1 pseudogene is annotated in these 308 nt (G+C 28.9%); it reads left to right on the top strand.

Features of this window, described 5'->3' with window-relative positions:
- Positions 1-308: pseudogene (locus AJN58_RS10420) on the top strand (highly acidic protein); the annotation flags it as partial.

Raw genomic sequence — 308 nt, 5'->3', positions numbered from 1 at the left:
ACAGCTTTGGATACTGAGCCTAGTTTAGATGAACTAGATGATAAAAATGATGAAGATTTAGAAATCAAAGAAGATGACAAAAATGAAGAAATAAAAAAGCAAGAATTATTAAACGATTCTAAAGCAAATACATTAGAAATGCAAGAAGAGCTTAACGAATCTCAAGATGATAATGCAAACGAAACTTTAGAAACTCAAAATTTAGAAGATGAAAATTTAGAAAAAGAAACAACTAAAGAACAGAATCAAGAAGACATTCAAACTGATTTAGATTTAACTTTGGAAGATGGCGGAAGCGAAAAAGAAGA

It is taken from the genome of Campylobacter sp. BCW_4321 (genome assembly GCF_001763075.1).
GTDB lineage: Bacteria > Campylobacterota > Campylobacteria > Campylobacterales > Campylobacteraceae > Campylobacter_D > Campylobacter_D jejuni.
This window is presented reverse-complemented; position numbering and strand designations above follow the sequence as displayed.